This window comes from Shewanella violacea DSS12 (assembly GCF_000091325.1).
Taxonomy (GTDB): Bacteria; Pseudomonadota; Gammaproteobacteria; order Enterobacterales; family Shewanellaceae; genus Shewanella; species Shewanella violacea.
In genome coordinates, this window is the sequence record NC_014012.1 from 4,916,246 (window position 1) to 4,934,922 (window position 18,677).

Consider the following 18,677-nt stretch of genomic DNA (forward strand, 5'->3'; position numbering starts at 1 on the left):
TCTAAATAGCTTTATAAATAATTCAGTTCGACTTAAATCAAGTTCGTATTCTTTTGTGCTTGTAAAGTAATCATCATTAACGCTACAAACCCATCTGGGTTGTATGGTTAAGCCTCACGAGTCATTAGTACAGGTTAGCTCAACGCCTCACAACGCTTACACACCCTGCCTATCAACGTCCTAGTCTCGAACGGCTCTTTAGAGGAATTAAATTCCTAGGGATGACTCATCTTAGGACTCGCTTCCCGCTTAGATGCTTTCAGCGGTTATCGATTCCGAACGTAGCTACCGGGCAATGCTATTGGCATAACAACCCGAACACCAGCGGTTCGTCCACTCCGGTCCTCTCGTACTAGGAGCAGCTTCCTTCAATCATCCAACGCCCACGGCAGATAGGGACCGAACTGTCTCACGACGTTCTGAACCCAGCTCGCGTACCACTTTAAATGGCGAACAGCCATACCCTTGGGACCGACTTCAGCCCCAGGATGTGATGAGCCGACATCGAGGTGCCAAACACCGCCGTCGATATGAACTCTTGGGCGGTATCAGCCTGTTATCCCCGGCGTACCTTTTATCCGTTGAGCGATGGCCCTTCCATACAGAACCACCGGATCACTATGACCTACTTTCGTACCTGCTCGACGTGTATGTCTCGCAGTTAAGCTGGCTTATGCCATTGCACTAACCGTACGATGTCCGACCGTACTTAGCCAACCTTCGTGCTCCTCCGTTACTCTTTGGGAGGAGACCGCCCCAGTCAAACTACCCACCAGACACTGTCCTCAACCCCGATTCAGGGGCCTAAGTTAGAACATCAAAACTACAAGGGTGGTATTTCAAGGTTGACTCCACAAAAACTAGCGTCTCTGCTTCAAAGTCTCCCACCTATCCTACACATGTAGGTTCAATGTTCAGTGCCAAGCTATAGTAAAGGTGCACGGGGTCTTTCCGTCTAGCCGCGGGTATACGGCATCTTCACCGCAATTTCAACTTCACTGAGTCTCGGCTGGAGACAGCGTGGCCATCATTACGCCATTCGTGCAGGTCGGAACTTACCCGACAAGGAATTTCGCTACCTTAGGACCGTTATAGTTACGGCCGCCGTTTACCGGGGCTTCGATCATGAGCTTCTCCGAAGATAACCCAATCAATTAACCTTCCGGCACCGGGCAGGCGTCATACCGTATACTTCCTCTTGCGAGTTTGCACAGTACTGTGTTTTTGATAAACAGTTGCAGCCACCTGGTATCTGCGACTCCCGGCAGCTTAGAGAGCAAGTCTCATCACCGCTGGGAGCGTACCTTCTCCCGAAGTTACGGTACCATTTTGCCTAGTTCCTTCAGCCGAGTTCTCTCAAGCGCCTTGGTATTCTCTACCCAACCACCTGTGTCGGTTTGGGGTACGATTCCTACTAACCTGAAGCTTAGAAGATTTTCCTGGAAGCATGGCATCAACTACTTCATCACCTTAGTGACTCGTCATCAGTCCTCAGTCTTGCAATTTAATGCGTATTCCCGGATTTGCCTAAGAATACAACCTACAACCTTAAACGCGGACAACCAACGCCGCGCTAGCCTAGCCTTCTCCGTCTCTCCATCGCAGTTAGCAGAAGTACAGGAATATTAACCTGTTTCCCATCGATTACGCCTTTCGGCCTCACCTTAGGGGTCGACTTACCCTGCCCTGATTAACATTGGACAGGAAACCTTGGTCTTTCGGCGAGGGAGTTTTTCACTCCCTTTATCGTTACTCATGTCAGCATTCGCACTTCTGATACCTCCAGGATGGGTTACCCCTTTCCCTTCAACGGCTTACAGAACGCTCCTCTACCGCTTGCTAGTAAACTAGCAAACCCATAGCTTCGGTGTATTGCTTAGCCCCGTTAAATCTTCCGCGCAGGCCGACTCGACTAGTGAGCTATTACGCTTTCTTTAAAAGATGGCTGCTTCTAAGCCAACTTCCTAGCTGTCTAAGCCTTCCCACATCGTTTCCCACTTAGCAATAACTTTGGGACCTTAGCTGATGGTCTGGGTTGTTTCCCTTTTCACGACGGACGTTAGCACCCGCCGTGTGTCTCCCGAGTAGTACTCATTGGTATTCGGAGTTTGCAAAGGGTTGGTAAGTCGGGATGACCCCCTAGCCTTAACAGTGCTCTACCCCCAATGGTATTCGCTCGAGGCGCTACCTAAATAGCTTTCGAGGAGAACCAGATATCTCCCGGTTTGATTGGCCTTTCACCCCCATCCACAAGTCATCCGCTCATTTTTCAACATAAGTCGGTTCGGTCCTCCAGTTGATGTTACTCAACCTTCAACCTGCCCATGGATAGATCACCGGGTTTCGGGTCTACACCTTGCAACTAAACGCGCAGTTAACACTCGGTTTCCCTACGGCTCCGCTATTCGCTTAACCTCGCTACAAAATGTAAGTCGCTGACCCATTATACAAAAGGTACGCAGTCACGGTCTCAAGAACCGCTCCCACTGCTTGTACGTATACGGTTTCAGGTTCTATTTCACTCCCCTCACAGGGGTTCTTTTCGCCTTTCCCTCACGGTACTGGTTCACTATCGGTCAGTCAGGAGTATTTAGCCTTGGAGGATGGTCCCCCCATGTTCAGACAAGATGTCACGTGTCCCGTCCTACTCGTTTTCATCTATAGTTAGTTTTCATGTACGGGGCTATCACCCTGTGCCGCTGAGCTTTCCAACTCATTCCACTAACACCCTATAGACTTAAGGGCTAATCCCCGTTCGCTCGCCGCTACTAGGGGAATCTCGGTTGATTTCTTTTCCTCCGGGTACTTAGATGTTTCAGTTCCCCGGGTTTGCCTCACATACCTATGTATTCAGTATGTGATACTCACTTATGTGAGTGGGTTTCCCCATTCGGATATCGTTAGCTCAAATGCTTGTTACTAGCTCGCCAACGCTTTTCGCAAGTTACTACGTCCTTCATCGCCTCTGACTGCCAAGGCATCCACCGTATACGCTTAGTCACTTAACCATACAACCCACATAAGTTTGTTGTATCGCAACTAATGGTGTTTACTTTCGCCAAAAGAATACTCTTGAAGCATATCGCTATGCTTCGGCACTTGATTTAAGTGTTTGAGAACTCAATTATTTATTTATTTTTCGCGCTAATGCTATTAATAACAACCTACAAGTAAGTCATTATCCCTTTCGCATTAACACTATCAGCTTTCCAAATTTTTAAAGAACAAACAACACCGTAAAGGTGCGTTTCTCGCTCTAACAAGAACAAGTTATCTGTGTGAACACTCAGCAAATATTGAGTTAGTCGTATAGGTAAGGAGGTGATCCAGCCCCAGGTTCCCCTAGGGCTACCTTGTTACGACTTCACCCCAGTCATGAACCACACCGTGGTAAACGCCCTCCCCGAAGGGTTAAGCTATCTACTTCTGGTGCAGCCCACTCCCATGGTGTGACGGGCGGTGTGTACAAGGCCCGGGAACGTATTCACCGTGACATTCTGATTCACGATTACTAGCGATTCCGACTTCACGGAGTCGAGTTGCAGACTCCGATCCGGACTACGACCGGCTTTGTGGGATTAGCTTGACCTCGCGGCGTTGCGACCCTCTGTACCGACCATTGTAGCACGTGTGTAGCCCTACTCGTAAGGGCCATGATGACTTGACGTCGTCCCCACCTTCCTCCGGTTTATCACCGGCAGTCTCCCTAAAGTTCCCACCATTACGTGCTGGCAAATAAGGATAAGGGTTGCGCTCGTTGCGGGACTTAACCCAACATTTCACAACACGAGCTGACGACAGCCATGCAGCACCTGTCTCATAGTTCCCGAAGGCACCAAGCTATCTCTAGCGAGTTCTATGGATGTCAAGAGTAGGTAAGGTTCTTCGCGTTGCATCGAATTAAACCACATGCTCCACCGCTTGTGCGGGCCCCCGTCAATTCATTTGAGTTTTAACCTTGCGGCCGTACTCCCCAGGCGGTCTACTTAATGCGTTAGCTTGGGAACCCAGTGTTCAAGACACCAAATTCCGAGTAGACATCGTTTACGGCGTGGACTACCAGGGTATCTAATCCTGTTTGCTCCCCACGCTTTCGTACCTGAGCGTCAGTCTTTGTCCAGGGGGCCGCCTTCGCCACCGGTATTCCTTCAGATCTCTACGCATTTCACCGCTACACCTGAAATTCTACCCCCCTCTACAAGACTCTAGTTTGCCAGTTCAAAATGCAATTCCCAGGTTGAGCCCGGGGCTTTCACATCTTGCTTAACAAACCGCCTGCGTACGCTTTACGCCCAGTAATTCCGATTAACGCTTGCACCCCTCGTATTACCGCGGCTGCTGGCACGAAGTTAGCCGGTGCTTCTTCTGCGAGTAACGTCACAGTAAGCAGTTATTAACTACCTACCTTTCCTCCTCGCTGAAAGTGCTTTACAACCCGAAGGCCTTCTTCACACACGCGGCATGGCTGCATCAGGCTTTCGCCCATTGTGCAATATTCCCCACTGCTGCCTCCCGTAGGAGTCTGGACCGTGTCTCAGTTCCAGTGTGGCTGATCATCCTCTCAGACCAGCTAGGGATCGTCGCCTTGGTAAGCCATTACCTTACCAACTAGCTAATCCCACCTAGGTACATCCAATCGCGAAAGGCCCGAAGGTCCCCTCCTTTCCCCCGTAGGGCGTATGCGGTATTAGCAGTCGTTTCCAACTGTTATCCCCCTCGACTGGGCAGTTCCCTAGGCATTACTCACCCGTCCGCCGCTCGACAGCAAAGTAGCAAGCTACTTTCTGTTTCCGCTCGACTTGCATGTGTTAGGCCTGCCGCCAGCGTTCAATCTGAGCCATGATCAAACTCTTCAATTAAAGTTCTTTTGATGCATCCTCTTTCGAAGATGACATCGGCTCAATGAATTATACTGTTTTTCAAAAGCCCGAAGACTTTCGAAGTTTACATATTGCTATGGTCACTCAGTGGTTCATCGAGTTAAATTTTTGATTGCTTCCTAAGAAGCAATTTCGAATAACTCAACACCTGTGAGTGTCCACACAGATTTCTTGTTTTGTATTGTTAAAGAGCGTGGTGCTAAGTAGCACCGCCGTTGACGCTAGGTCGTTGGCTTGAGGAGGCGTATTCTACACTCTCCGTGGTTGGCGTCAAGGGCTTTTAAAAATTTAATTTTCAACTGCTTACTTGTTGCCCTGACTGGGTTTCAGCTTTCGTTTAGAAGACTGGTTTGCCGTGTCAGTGGATGCGCATTATAGGGGATTTCGATGTGAGCACAAGGGCTAATCTTAAGAAAGTAAGCGAATAGCTACTGAGTGGATAGTTTACAATCGATAAGCTCGTTTAAAATACAAATACGCACTTATAATAGACTGTATAAACGAAAAAGGAGCCAAAGCTCCTTCTATGTTTCTCTTTACTCGCTATTGATTTAACCAATAGCGAGTCTTACTTATACTATTAACTAATACTATTGGCTAAAGAAGCGGGACTCCTGCGTTGCTTCTATTAGTTCATTGTCTGCTGTATTTGTCGTGGTAACTTTGAAATCGATGTTAATCATAGGTCGAGATAAGTCTACAGGGTCTACGGCCACGCTGACTGGCACGGTTAACACTTCCCCTGCTGCGACTTTAACTTGCTGCGGACCAAACCATTGATACTCAGGTAAACCTTGCACCGACAATTTATATTCGTGAGCCTGTTCGGTTTTATTGAGGATCTTGATGGTGAAGGTATTCTCGATCAGTCCATCGTTATTCTCCCTGAATAACTGATTACGATCTCGAATGATATCGATTCTAACCGGTGCTATGGTTGCACTAGCATAGACAAATACCAATATCATCGCCGTTAACACCACACCATAGCCGACTAATTTAGGCCTAATGACCTTCTCTTTAATACCGTCGAGCTTATTCTCCGTGGTATATGAGATTAAACCTTTCTTATATCCCATTCTATCCATGGTGTTGTCACACGCATCAATACAGGCGCCACAGTTAATACACTCATACTGGAGTCCATTCCTAATATCGATTCCTGTAGGACAAACCTGAACACACAGATCACAATCAATGCAGTCCCCTAAACCCAGGTCTTTAGGATCTGCCTTACGAGATCTAGGACCTCGGGTCTCGCCTCTCTTAGTATCATAACCGACTATAAAGGTGTTCTTATCAAACATCACAGCCTGGAAACGAGCATAGGGACACATATGAATGCACATAATCTCTCGCATCCAGCCAGCATTACCATAAGTAGCTAAGGTAAAGAGTACCACCCAAAAATAGATGCCTCCGGTCGCGTTAAGGCTAAAGACTTCTATATATACCTCTCTACTCGGGACGAAGTAAGACACGAAGGTCATTGCCGTCAGTAAGGAGATAGCTATCCATGCCGCATGCTTAGCTGTCTTACGCCATAGCTTATTAAAATTCCAGGGCAGCTGATCTAACTTCATACGTTTATTTCTTGCCCCCTCCAATTTCTCCTCGAACCAGATAAAGATAAAGGTCCAAACCGTCTGGGGGCAGGTGAATCCACACCAGACCCGACCTAGGTAAGTAGTCACAAAGAAGAGGCCAAATGCGGCTATAGTAAATAGTGCAGCCAGGAGAGTCAGATCTTGAGGCCAGATGGTGAGTCCAAAGATGTGGAACTTCTGCTCAGCCAAGTTAAACCACACCGCCTGACGGTTCCCCCAAGGTATCCAAGGAAGTATAAGAAAGAATGACATGGTGATCCAACCTAGTCTTCTTCTGAGTTTAGTCCACAGGCCGTTGACAGCTCTAACATAAATTCTATTACGAGGGTTAAATCTATCCGCTTTACTAGCATCAGGTTGGTGGATTTTAATCCGTTTTTCCTTCGAATAATCCTTATTATTAGACTCTGCGCTCATTTTTGTAACCTTACCGCTTTAATCTTGCACGAAAATTAGCTTATTATACCTCTATAGCACATCTATGAAACAAAGTTGGATTTAAAATGAGAGGCTGGATCATATTAGGGTTAGGAGTTGGTGTACTTTATTACCTAGCAACCGAGACCAATAAGCTAGATGAACCTATGGCGCAGACAGATGCCCTGCTGCTTAAAATAGAACGTAAGCTAGATGCCATGAGAGGCACTAAGATTATCAAGGTGGATAATAAGGCATCTCAACTTAAGAAAGAGATATCCCAACGCATGTCGAGCGGGGAACTCAGTGCACTCGATGGTATTTTGGAGTCTGAATACAGTGTTCAAGACTTTAAGGATGAATATTGTAGTGGAGCAGCTCCAAGACACGAGAGTTTCAGCCGAGATAACCTACAATATATCTGCGACAAACTCAGGTAACCCCAATCAGATAATTCCTGATGGTTTTCTTGTTGATTCTAGGCTCAGTCGGCATTTCCCTCTGCCTATTATTGACCTAGGTTAGGTTTGCGCCTAGCCTTTGGGCATAAATGCCATTAGATACCAAGTTGAAAAGGCTAGAGCTATGACCCAACAGGTTTCAGACATATTTGATCCCACTCTGTGGGAACAAGTTTCCGGATTTGATTTCGAAGATATTACTTACCACAGGGCTAAAGATCAGGGAACGGTACGTGTTGCAATTAACCGTCCCGAGTGCAGAAACTCTTTCAGACCTAAAACAGTCGATGAGCTATACACGGCTTTGAATCATGCTAGGCAATGGTCAGACGTAGGCTGTGTACTACTTACAGGTAATGGTCCCTCGGCTAAAGATGGAGGCTGGGCCTTTTGTGCCGGTGGAGATCAACGTATTCGTGGTAAAGACGGCTATAAATATGAAGGTGCCGAAGACGGTAAGCCAGATCCTGCACGTATGGGTCGCCTACATATACTCGAAGTACAGCGTTTAATTCGTTTCATGCCTAAGGTGGTTATCGCAGTGGTTCCCGGTTGGGCCGTGGGAGGTGGTCATAGTCTACATGTCGTTTGCGACCTGACTCTGGCTTCGAAAGAACATGCCATCTTCAAACAGACAGATCCAGATGTGGGAAGTTTCGACTCAGGTTATGGCAGTGCCTATCTTGCTAAGATGATAGGTCAGAAACGCGCTCGAGAAATTTTCTTCCTTGGTTTTAACTATAGCGCCGACGAAGCCTTCGACATGGGCATGGTTAACCGCTCTATTCCCCATGCAGAACTTGAAACAGAAGCGCTAAATTGGGCAAGAGAGATCAACTCTAAATCGCCAACCGCAATGCGCATGCTGAAATATGGTTTCAACATGGCCGATGATGGCTTAGTCGGGCAACAACTCTTTGCCGGAGAAGCTACACGTTTAGCCTATGCAACCGCAGAAGCCCAAGAAGGAAGAGATGCATTTCTGGAGAAGCGTGAAAAAGATTTCAGTCAGTTCCCTTGGCACTACTAAGCCCTGTTTATTGTACTTTAACTACTAGCTAACTTTTTATCTAATACCTAGCGGTATAAATAGAGCCATGGATATCTATGGTTCTATTATTTACCAAATAAGGTAATCATCCAGCCTCTTCACAAAATCGACAACACTGACGTTATAACCAAAGCCTAATCGGTAAATGTAATTAGACTCATCTAACCAATCCTCTTTATCACACAGATGATAATAGTTATTATTTAGATAGATATTACTGAGAGGCTTTCACCATGACTAAAACATTCACCTTTGCAATATTACATTTCACCGTCGCATTTACTGTTACCTATCTATTAACCGGCAGTGTGATCTTAGGTGGAGCCATAGCCTTAATAGAGCCTGCTATTAATACTGTTGTTTTTTACTTCCATGAGAAAGTATGGAAAAAAATTGAGCAACAACAAGAAAGTCTACTCGTAAGCTAGATAGCTCACTTGGAGAAAATCTAATAGCCGACGACAACTGCAGCCAAAACTATGTCAATGGCGAGATTGACCTGCTCGACAAGATAATTTCACACCCTCTATACGGCCACTGACACCACAATCCCAGCTATTGATGACATAACGTCTTTAAACCTGCCATGGTCTTAGCTTCTTATATACATACTCACAAGATTAAGAATCAAGTTTATCTTAATGTTGAGCTGGCATATTCATATATAAGTGTACATAAAACCCATTTGCATTAATCTACAACTAGCCAATAACATAATAAAAAGTAAGAATAAATCTTACTATCAGGAGCTAAGATGCACACTAGTATTTTGCGCTTTAAGACCCTCAGATCTATAATCACCTTCAAGAGTGTGCTCACGGTTTTCGCTATTAATTCTATCTGTGCATTTTTAAAAACCATCTACCACTTAACCGTAGTTGAAAGCAGTTTTGAGTTTTTCTTTGCTGAGCTACTGGGCTACTTCAAGGCGATGAACATACTCGGATTCTCTCTCGCCTTTTCATATCTTATCCTGTCTAAGGGCCCAGATAGCAAGATGTCTATCTCACGGATAGCCATGATCGGCTTACTGGCCTTTACCGTCAGCTTCCCATTTATCTATACGACTAACACTCCCTGGGATCAGAGTAGCTTACACCCGGTTTTTCAAGTTACCGTCTACTCACTTTCAACCCTGATATTCTCAGCCTGGGCCATCATGCTGATCATCTACCTACAGAGCAGGGAGTCCCAGCCAAAATTTCAGATGTTGAAACAAGAGATCGCAGAGCAATCCATCGAGAGAGACAGAATCGAGATGGAACTGCACCTATTACAGGCGCAAATAGAGCCACACTTCTTCTACAACACATTGGCCAACCTGCATAATTTAATCGATATAGATCCAGATAAAGCTAAGAACTTACTCGAAGAGTTAACCGAATACCTACGTTCAACTGTCCATCAGTTTCGCCACAAATTTATTATGTTGTCCGAGGAGCTGGAGATGATACATAGGTACCTTAATATTCAACAGATACGTTTCGGTAAACAGCTAAGATTCGAGATGATCATAGATGAAAAGTTACTTAATCATCCCATATTACCTATCTCCATCCTCACCTTGGTTGAGAACTCGATAAAACATGGGATTGAAAAAAATAACGGTGTTGGCAAGATCACTATTACCGCAGAAGTCATCAATAAAGACACTTTAGTCCTCTCGGTAATCGATGACATAGGAAGATATAAACCCTCTCCATATGGCACAGGAATTAGAAATCTAATCGCTAGACTAGATGTTACATATAATAAAAACTATAAGTTTTCAATAAATTGCGATACCAATAAGAAAACCTATTCAAACATAGAGGTTCCCGCAAATGGCTAATATTTTAATTGCAGAAGATGAAGAAATCCTACGAACCAGCCTACAATTCAAACTGAACAAGTATTGGCCTCAGGCAAATATTATCTCTTCGGTTGCTACCGGAACGGACGCACTCAAGGCACTCAATAGCTTGAAGCCAGACGTTGCATTTCTGGATATCCAGATGGGGGATCTAACGGGAATCGAGGTAGTCCAACAGACTAACCATAATTTTCATGCCGTTTTTATCACGGCATATGATAAATATGCCATCGAAGCATTCGATGCAGGCGCCATAGACTACCTCTTAAAACCTTACTCAGATCAGCGTTTAAAAGACTGTATTGAAAGAGTAAACGCCAGATTATCCTCAGTTCCAGCAGATATTAAACAGCTATTATCGGCTATACCAGGTAACAGGGAGCATTTTCTAAATAGAATAAAAATTCAGATAGGAAATAAGTTCTGGTTATTATCTGTTGACGACATCATCTGCTTTAAAGCCTGTGGCCGATATGTAAGGGTGCTTACTAAAGATCGAGAAGCCTTAGTTCGCCTGCCACTTAAACATCTGTTATCTCAGCTTAACCCGGATATTTTTTGGCAGATACACAGAAGTACAGTGATCAATGTCGAACACTTAGATCATGTTCAGACCGCAGATGGAGAGCAACTATACGCTTTGATGAAAAAACTAGATGAGCCCTTGCCAGTTAGTAGGAGTTACTCATATCTTTTTCGTAGTTTAAGCATGGATAGCTAACGAGCATCTAGATCATTAGAAGTGGATGGCCAAGTCAGAGTAAATCCCTAGGATGGGAACCAGAGCCCATAAAGCAGAATCCATTGAATAAAAAAACCCACCTTGTGAATACCACAGGTGGGACCTGGTAAAGGTTTAATGGAGAGGGGTATTACAATTGATATTACTTAAAACTCTTTCACGACTCCCATATAGAAGAACCTGCCACGTAAGGAGTAAGTGTTATAGTCAACACCGTTCGTCCCCTCAAATCTCAATGGTGGCTCTTGATCCCAAAGATTCTTAACACCTAAATTGAGATCTAAACCTAAGGCTTCTAAGTGGTAATCCACCTGAGCATTATGAAAGTTAGAGGAGTCCATGGTGTGACCACCAGGCTCATCGGTCGCCGAGATATACTCAAGGTTATAGGTAACCGCCAAGTAATCCTTATTCCAGCCTAGAGTCAGGTTGGCACGATCCTGTGGAATGTTACCGAATGAATTATCATAGGTACCCACTATGGAACGTGAGGGTGAGTCGGCAGTATCCTGCACATCGAAAGTGAGGAAATGAGACATCTCTAAGTTAAAGGTCCATTCACCGATTTCAGACTCGAAACCATACATGGCAGCAAAGTCGAGACCATCTAATGTGCGCTCCGCGATGTTATCGTTAGGTGCATACACAGAGACTATGTAACCCTTACCACCTTCGGCACGAACCACATCATCGATATAACTAGGATTTTGAGCTACATATGCTTGGTCTATGACATATTCAGGGCTTTGGAAAACCACGTTCTCTTGTAGAATTCGGAAGTAATCCAAGGTGAAAGACAAGCGATCTAACGGTTCATAAACCAGTCCAAGGGTTAAGTTCTGCGCCTTTTCCGGCTTTAACTCTTTATTGCCACCTGAGGTTACATTAAACCCTTTTACCGTATTTTGAATCAAACCGTCTTCAAGACCCGCACAACCAGGCAATGATGCTACTACTCCTGTACCAGTAGGATCACAGGGGTCTGCGATTCCTTCGGTGAAACCCGCTGATTGCCCCGAGTACATTTGCAACATAGTCGGCGCACGGAAACCGGTAGAGTAGCTACCACGCACGGTTATCTCGTCTAGAGGCTTCCAGATCAGGCCAAACTTAGGATTGGTGGTGCTTTCACCCAGATCACTATATTTAGAGTGGCGTACTGCGAGCTGTAGCTCTAAACTATCCAATGCTGGGATATTTACTTCGGCATAGACTTCATCAATCTTTCTTACCGGTGTGACCACATCCGGCTTTGCACCGCCCCAGGAAACATCAAAGGTTTCTGTTTGCTGGCTAATGTCAGCTCTTTGAGAGGCCTGCTCTTCTCTATGCTCATAACCGACAGCAAACTCAATAGTTCCACTGGGTAACTCCATGATTGGACCAGCAAAACTTGCCTGAATGTAATCTAATGAGTTGTCGTTAATAACCAATGGCTTAGTGACATTTATATAATCTAACATCTCCTGCGTAATTGAGCCTGGCGGGCCAAATACATTCATAGGTACACAGCTTGGATCCGCAGAGGTTCCACACTCATCAGCTAATGCTGCATCGATACGCATCAAGGATGGTTGTAAACCGCCATCAGATGTCACGCGACCGGTTTGACTCGAATAGGTCAGATCCCAATCGTATTCACCTAAGCTACCGTTAAGCCCTAAGGTATAGCGAGTGATCTCTGTTTCATTGGTATATACCCTAGGTCCATACTCTACGAAACGGCGAGAGACGTTACCCGTCTCGCCGAAGGGATTATACTTTTGATTAGCGCCTACACCATATTGAGAACCATCTGCATTATAACGATGAAATGCCGGCGTCCCAGAACCGCCACCGTACCAACCGGTATCTACACCTGGAGGAGCCTGATTGCCTCGATTCCATCCCTGAAAAGAGCTGACTTCGGCAAAAATATTTATCTCATCGGTTAACTCATAGTCACCATAGAAAAACATAGCTGTATTACTGAGGGTATTGGCCCCAGAAGTAACGTCATGGTAGTTATAGCCCATTTCGCTGTATTCCCAAGGCACAACTGCACCCGGGTTATTTGCATCTAATACTGTCCAGTTTCCATCACCTAAACCAAAGCCTGATAGTTTGGCATTGGGAGCTGTACCTGAGCGCATGTTCTGGCCACCAACATGGGTAAAGTCCGCGTCTTGGGTACGCGTTCTATCCCTTGATTGCCAGCCATCGGTATTATTGTGGGACAAGGCTAACATCAAACTGCCTTTATCCGAGCTTGTCCCCAGAGTCATGCCTATTCTGGTTTCTGACGCATCTCCCTGTCCTGAAATGCCGTAACTGGCATTCACTCTGACACCATCATAATCTGTTCGGGTGATGATATTCACCACACCAGCGATAGCGTCGGAGCCATAAATGGCCGAGGCACCATCTTTCAGCACTTGAATTTGGCTCACCGCCTCAAATGGAATCGATAATAGGTCGACCTCATTATTGGCATTGGCAGCAATCGTTCTTCGACCATTTATTAGAATGAGAGTATTACTTGCTTCGATACCACGCAGTGTCACGGTCGCAGTAGAGCCTGCTCCACTGTCTGATTGTGAGTTGGAAGTATTACCCGTAAGCGAAGGTAGCTTACGCAGCGCTTCACCTATATCTGTGATACCTAAGCGTTCCATCTGAATTTTAGTGATAACGGTTATCGGTGATGAGGAACTAAGCTCAGTACGCGCAATACGTGAGCCAGTCACCATTATTTTTTCAAAACTCTGCTCTTCTTCAGCCAGAGCGGGGAAAGCCAAACTTGATCCAATAGACAACATAACAATTGAAAGCTGAGTTAGCTTCAATCTAGGTTCGCATTTCATCATTTTTCCTTATTATTTGTATTTATATCTCACTCCATGAATTCCGAATTCGCATAATTAACAAACTCGAAACAAATACAACTGTATACAATATACACAGGTAAGCAAGTAAAAAATCGACGGGAGGCGAGAGGTAATACACTGATTTGTATTGTTATTATTTAATCAAGAGACGGGGCTGTTATTGGTGACATCTATCGGTGAATTGGTGACAATAATCAAGCAACTAGTAACTAGAGATGCATAAATATTTAATAAAAATAAATTTTTAAATGAAAAGGGTTGAATAAGAACAACCCTTTTTGATGCTATTTAGTCTCTAAGGACAGGTTCGATAAAACGGACTATTACCGAAAATCCCATAGACGATGCCGTATAGAGTAGGATCTTGTGCTTGTAGTGCACTGCGGGTATTCGGCCCACCTCCCATATTCGAATTGAAGAAGCTTTGCACTCCCTCGGCCCAATATTCCTTATAATCTGTCATGGCATAATGACCCGCGCCCCAAAGATTATAATAGTTAGCATTGGAGTAAGCCGACTGCAATTGGCTACTAAAACCAGGGAATACATAATCTAACCCTAAGAGGTGCAAGGAGTGAGCGTATTCATGAATAGTTATGTCTTCGCCAAGATAGCGATCATCTGAATAGCACATAGCATTCTCTTCGGCGCTCGAGCCTACAGGCACAGAAGGCATGCCTCCCAAACCTCGAGCACGTTCATCCCAATAGGCAGAATCCAGATGGCTATATTCGGGTAACTGAGTCGTTAGCTCATAGGGATATCTGCCCATCACAGCATGACGAAATCCATTGGCAACCATCTGTGGAACCACTCGACTGTCTACGGTCTGCATTACACCATCTAACAAGTAAGCCGTACGCTCGATAGATGCAGCCGAAGCAACATTGGCCGACACAATTGGGATACCTGTACCTGAGGTACATAACCTAGTGTAATACCAGCTGTTTGGATAACTAGTTGGGTATGCCTGAATACCACCGGCACAAGCTTGAAGCGTATTCCCACCACCGCCACCATCACCGCCGCCATCTCCAACCATATCAAAGCTGGCATTAGCGCTAACAGTGATAACTTTCATACATTGACCAGACTGATCTGTGATCACCCACCTATCTTGGGTATAGCTGCTGCGACTCCAACTATCACCGGGGGCAAAACTATCATTATAGACATTGGCATATCGGCTACCGTCGGCCTGTAGCCACTGTATTTTCAGATTAGTGTCACTGTTATTATTGATGGTAAATTGAGTCTGAGTACCATTTCTGCTGTAAGCCTGTCCCTCTAAGGCACAGGATGCATCTGGTGTTAAACCGCCTGTATTAGCAAGTTGATAATCAGCGGTGATCTGGGCTTGAGAGAAGGCTGAATAAGCAGACACCAGTCCATAGAAATCACCCTCACCATTACCTGCGATACAAGTTTCAACACTGCCTGAGCTATCAGACTTACAATCGTAGGCCTTTGATGTCGGCTGGCTGCCTTTTTTCACATAGAGGTCGGCATCACCGTTATTACCACTGACGCTAAAACTAACATCCGTCGCGCCTGCAGGCACACTCAAACGAAAACGGTATTCATCGCCGGCATTCGCAGCGGGTATTGATGCCGCCACCCCCTTAACCAGATCTGTTATACCAGCTTGTTGATCACCTATGCTGTAAGCACCATCAAGTTCCGCAGTGAACAGCTTCTTACAACTGCCTGAGTTATCGGTTACCACCCATTTATCACCAACCGAGGCGCTGTGACTCCAACGCTCACCAGGTTCAAAATCACTATCATAAATAGTTGAGTAGAGACTACCATCTGCTTGTAACCAACGAATTTTCAGGTGCTGAGAGGTTAAGTTTTCGATAGTGATAGACGTTGCTGTCGAGGTTCTTCCGCTATAGGGGCCCATGGCATTGCATGAGGCATCTGCGGGGATGCCGCCATCTCCTCCTCCGCCACCATCTGTAGGTGTATGATCCCAACATTCCTTATTCGGACTATCATGATAACTGGCTGTACAAGTTAACCACTCGTACCACTCGCTGCTATTTTGGTAAGCAAAATTCTGAATGAAGCTGTTGTAGGATGCATAATCTCCACTTCTAAATGCGGCTAGTATGCTATCTAACGCTTCAGGATGACGCTCGAATATGAAGGCTACGCCCAAATATCCCCATTGATAGATTCGACCAGTATCATGTTCATAAGTAGTATTGACCACATCGGATAGACTCAATGCCGCCGATGCTGCCAATTCACCAATATAATCATAGGGCCAGTCGACCCAAGCTATATATTCAGCCGAGCCCTCTAACCAAAAAACCACATTATTAGAGCTCGACATATAGGTTTCGAAATTTCCGGCCATATTGTATCGACCATCGAGATAATGATTAAACTCATGGGATAGATTCATGATCCACCAGCTATTAGCATCATCGGTAATATAGGTCACATATCTGGCCTGATTACCAGGTATTGAAGGATCACCCTCCAGATACATACCACCGTTATTGGTGTCGATACCAAATATCTGTGCAGCATTGTATTGATAGGAGGCATAGTCTTTAAATGCATTAATCTCAACAGTTTGACTATAATCCCCCGCTAGGGGCTGCTGATTGGTTTTCATCAAGAGGTGGTACCTAGCCTCTTCAGTGACGAGTTCATCACACACAGCCTGTAGATTTTCAGGACTTATGTAGGACTCGGAGCGAATCGATATCGCACTACTACAGCTATATTGATAGCGTAATACAGAGTCTCCCGGTGCCATTTGTGCCTGAGTCGACATGGGCATGGCAGCCTGATGAATATGTGAACTAGGTTTACTTAAGGTGTTGATACTTTCCGCTGTTGGCGGTGTATTCACAGTAGCTGCAACTCCAGCACCGCTAAAAAGTGAGACCGCGACTAGCGCAGAACCATAAGCCGTTACTCGCTTGCTGGTATTTTTTATATTTATCATTCTAGTACCCTTTAAAATTGGGTTATTTATTATCTTTAAATACAAACGACTCAAAACATCATGGATAACCAAATTTGAATTATATTTTTAAGAAGTTAAAAAGATGAAGATATACATACTTAAAATTAAGTACAAACATCACATCAAATATTTAAAATTTGCGATTACGCATATTTAAAAATATATAAAAAGAGATAAATTTCAAGTCGGCACAGGCTAAAAAACCTAAAACGAAAAACGTAAATAACCTTCATAATCAAACAATTATTTAACACCCCATAATCCTATGACACTCTAGACTCACTCCATAACCTCAAATCAACCACTAAAAACCATTGCCATATTCCGCACTGTTTTTTTTGCTAACAATCTTCATTAAAACCAATAAATAAAGAAGTAATACAATGAAAAAACATAGAGGAATATATGGCCACATCAATAAGTAATAACAATAATTGGTCATCGAGACTCACTTTTCTGCTGGCGTCGATTGGATTTTCAGTTGGGTTGGGAAATATATGGAGGTTTCCATATATAACAGGAGAAAATGGCGGTGGCGCTTTCGTATTAATCTACCTTGCCTGTGCGCTCTGCATCGGTGTCCCCCTGGTCATGTCAGAATGGGCAATTGGCCGACAAACGAAACAAGCCGCTTCGGCGGCAACAAGCTTCAAGTTACTCGCCACCGACAATAATCTCTCGCCCCAGTGGTCAAAAGTCGGAGCCATGGCCATTCTAGCTGTGTTTATGATGATGCTGACCTATACGGTGATCACAGGTTGGACATTAGATTATTTCACCATGGCTATTGCCGGCGAATTTGTTGGCATCAACAGCCAGGAATCTAAACAACATTTTGAAAGCTTAATGGCAAGCCCAGTCAGGCTCATATTTTGGCACACGCTAGTGGTTATCATCATAATCATGGTTAATATACGTGGGGTACAAGCCGGGATAGAAAAGGCCGTAACTGTGTTAATGCCAGCATTGTTTATTTGCCTTATTGCCATGGTTTGTTATGCCGCTATGGTTGGCGATATGTCAGCCACTGTGGATTTTTTACTCAAGCCAGATTTTTCACAAGTTTCAGGACAGACATTCTTGCTCGCTCTGGGACAGGCATTTTTCTCCGTAGGCATAGCCATGGCTGTGATGGTCACCTATGGCTCCTACCTAGACCCCAAAACCTCCATTGCAAGTAATGCCATCATAGTCGTCGTTGCCGATACACTTGTCGCTATGCTGGCAGGTTTTGCAATTTTCCCTCTGGTATTTTCCAATGGGTTAACACCAGATACGGGAACAGGATTAGTATTTCAGGTGCTGCCCATAGCCCTGAGCGATCTACCTGGAGGGCAAATATTCAGTGGCATATTCTTCCTCCTGTTAATCGCGGCGGCATTCACCTCTTGTATCGGTAATTTTGAACCTATTATTGCCTGGACCAGCGATCGGTTTAAGCTAGGCAGGGCTAAGGCTACCTTGCTGAGTGGCTTAACTATTTGGTTATTGGGTATAGGCTCAGTGTTATCCCTCAATCAATTGAGTGGTTATCATCCTTTGGCCTTGCTACCTTTCTTAGAAAATAAAACAATCTTCGAATCTCTGGATTATATCTCCGCCAGTATTTTACTTCCCTTAGGTGGTTTACTCACCGCCATATTCGTCGGATGGCGACTGCCCCCCGCAACCATGCAGGCAGCGCTTGGTTTGAATAAATCCAGCTTCAGGGTATGGCAACTGCTTATTCGATACCTGATACCCGTTGCTATCACACTCGTATTCCTATCAGGTTTCAGCCTCTAAGGTCTGTATCTGCTCACCATACCTAACTT

At 44.9% G+C, this 18,677-nt stretch carries 9 protein-coding genes and 2 rRNA genes; 6 read left to right on the forward strand and 5 right to left on the reverse strand.

Annotation, left to right across the window (positions count from 1 at the left end; genetic code table 11):
* Positions 1–103: 103 nt before the first annotated feature.
* The 3 genes from SVI_RS20445 to ccoG all read right to left on the reverse strand — a co-directional run bounded on the left by SVI_RS20445 (position 104) and on the right by ccoG (position 6,904).
* Positions 104–3,008: ribosomal RNA gene (locus tag SVI_RS20445) — 23S ribosomal RNA — on the reverse strand.
* 306 nt (positions 3,009–3,314) lie between these two features.
* Positions 3,315–4,859 (reverse strand): 16S ribosomal RNA (locus SVI_RS20450).
* The 16S and 23S rRNA genes sit together here, the layout of an rRNA operon.
* 611 nt (positions 4,860–5,470) lie before the next feature.
* Positions 5,471–6,904: a cytochrome c oxidase accessory protein CcoG gene (gene ccoG / locus SVI_RS20455; RefSeq protein ID WP_013053566.1), complete on the reverse strand. Its 1,434-nt coding sequence runs from the start codon at positions 6,902–6,904 to the stop codon at positions 5,471–5,473.
* Between the two features lie 86 nt (positions 6,905–6,990).
* On the opposite strand from ccoG, the gene SVI_RS20460 reads away from it, so the two are divergent.
* The 5 genes from SVI_RS20460 to SVI_RS20480 all read left to right on the forward strand — a co-directional run bounded on the left by SVI_RS20460 (position 6,991) and on the right by SVI_RS20480 (position 10,989).
* The gene (locus SVI_RS20460) at positions 6,991–7,344 is read left to right on the forward strand and encodes a hypothetical protein (protein WP_013053567.1); all 354 of its coding nucleotides are present in this window, start codon (positions 6,991–6,993) and stop codon (positions 7,342–7,344) included.
* 145 nt (positions 7,345–7,489) lie between these two features.
* Positions 7,490–8,395 (forward strand): 1,4-dihydroxy-2-naphthoyl-CoA synthase, encoded by a 906-nt coding sequence (locus SVI_RS20465; RefSeq protein ID WP_013053568.1) that lies wholly within the window; start codon positions 7,490–7,492, stop codon positions 8,393–8,395.
* A 254-nt stretch (positions 8,396–8,649) separates the two neighbouring features.
* Positions 8,650–8,844 carry a DUF2061 domain-containing protein gene (locus SVI_RS20470; RefSeq protein ID WP_013053569.1) on the forward strand — a complete coding sequence of 65 codons (195 nt, stop codon included), beginning with the start codon at positions 8,650–8,652 and terminating at the stop codon, positions 8,842–8,844.
* Between the two features lie 326 nt (positions 8,845–9,170).
* Entirely contained in the window at positions 9,171–10,247 is a 1,077-nt protein-coding gene (locus SVI_RS20475; protein ID WP_013053570.1) for a sensor histidine kinase, read from the forward strand.
* Positions 10,240–10,989 (forward strand): LytR/AlgR family response regulator transcription factor, encoded by a 750-nt coding sequence (locus SVI_RS20480; protein ID WP_013053571.1) that lies wholly within the window; start codon positions 10,240–10,242, stop codon positions 10,987–10,989. Before SVI_RS20475 ends, SVI_RS20480 begins: the two co-directional genes overlap by 8 nt.
* Before the next feature lie 167 nt (positions 10,990–11,156).
* Here the strand turns inward: SVI_RS20480 and SVI_RS20485 are convergent, their stop codons facing one another.
* Positions 11,157–13,856 (reverse strand): TonB-dependent receptor plug domain-containing protein, encoded by a 2,700-nt coding sequence (locus SVI_RS20485; protein WP_013053572.1) that lies wholly within the window; start codon positions 13,854–13,856, stop codon positions 11,157–11,159.
* A 316-nt stretch (positions 13,857–14,172) separates the two neighbouring features.
* Positions 14,173–16,842, reverse strand: coding sequence for a collagenase (locus tag SVI_RS20490; RefSeq protein ID WP_041420139.1), 2,670 nt, complete (start codon positions 16,840–16,842; stop codon positions 14,173–14,175).
* Positions 16,843–17,268: 426 nt separating this feature from the next.
* Between SVI_RS20490 and SVI_RS20495 the strand changes: the two genes are divergently transcribed.
* Positions 17,269–18,648, forward strand: coding sequence for a sodium-dependent transporter (locus SVI_RS20495; protein WP_013053575.1), 1,380 nt, complete (start codon positions 17,269–17,271; stop codon positions 18,646–18,648).
* Positions 18,649–18,677: the final 29 nt, after the last annotated feature.